The organism is Streptomyces sp. 13-12-16, assembly GCF_002114215.1.
Lineage (GTDB): Bacteria > Actinomycetota > Actinomycetes > Streptomycetales > Streptomycetaceae > Streptomyces.
Genome location: NZ_NCTE01001358.1, coordinates 1 through 1,099 on the forward strand (window position 1 = coordinate 1; position 1,099 = coordinate 1,099).

1 protein-coding gene is annotated in these 1,099 nt (G+C 76.8%); it reads right to left on the minus strand.

Features of this window, described 5'->3' with window-relative positions:
* Window positions 1–993 (minus strand): GAF domain-containing protein (locus B7767_RS40815; protein WP_085576293.1); only part of this gene is annotated, 993 nt, incomplete at its 3' end.
* Window positions 994–1,099 lie beyond the last annotated feature (106 nt).

The following is a 1,099-nucleotide window of genomic DNA, read 5'->3' on the forward strand; positions in this document are numbered from 1 at the left end:
GGTGACCGCGCCGGCCGCCAGCCGGCGTTCGACGACGGCGACGTCCGACTCCAGGGGGGCCGTGAGCCGGTAGGGCCGCGACGCGAGCAGCCCCGGCCCGAGCGCCCGGCGCAGCCGGGCGAGCTCCGCGCGCAGCGTCACCGGTGGCACCGACTCGTCCTCGTACAGGGCGCACAGCAGTTCGTCACCGGTCAGGCCGTCGGGGCGCCCGGCCAGCAGGACGAGGATCTCGCTGTGCCGGCGGCTGAGCCGGATCCTGCGGCCCTCCGCCGTCAGCACCGCCCGGTCGCGGCCCAGTGCCGCCAGTTCGGGCCCGCCTGCAACCCGGCTCCCGGGAGCGAGCAGCGCCAGCTGGGACTCCGCCGCGCGTGCCACCGCCTGCACGAACCCCAGGCTGTGCGGATGCGCGAGGCCGTCCCCGCCGGTGATGTCCACGGCACCGAGCAGCCGCCCCGTGCGGGGATCGTGGACCGGGGCCGCCGCGCACGTCCACGGTTGTACGCGCCGCACGAAGTGCTCGGCCGCGAACACCTGGACCGGACGGCCCACGGCGACCGCCGTGCCCGGCGCGTTCGTCCCGACCGCGTTCTCCGACCACCGGGCGCCCGGCACGAAGTTCATCCGCCGCGCCTGCCGCAGCGTCGACGTGTGCCCCTCGACCCACAGCAGCCTGCCGCGCGCGTCGCACACCGCCAGCAGGTGTCGGCCGTCGGAGGCGAACGTGCCCAGCAACTCCCGGAACAGCGGCATCACATGCGCCAACGGGTGCTCGGCCCGGCAGGCCCCGAGCTCACCGTCCGTCAGTTCGATGTCGGCGGTGCCGTCCGGGTGCACCCCGGCGCGCGCCGAGCGCCGCCATGACTCGGCGACCACGCCGCGCACCGGGCGCGGCACCGTACCGGCCTCGGTGAAGGCATCGTGCGCCCGGTGCAGCACGCGTACGCGCTCGGCAGGGTCGGCTCCTGGCTCCAGGGCCACCCAGGGATCGGTCACCATGGCCTCCCGCGGGGCGATGCGCTGGGGGACATCGTCGCCCGGCGCGCGCGGGGCGACAACCATGTCGACGAGGGCGGTCCCCGCCGTCGCCGCCGGCCGGGCC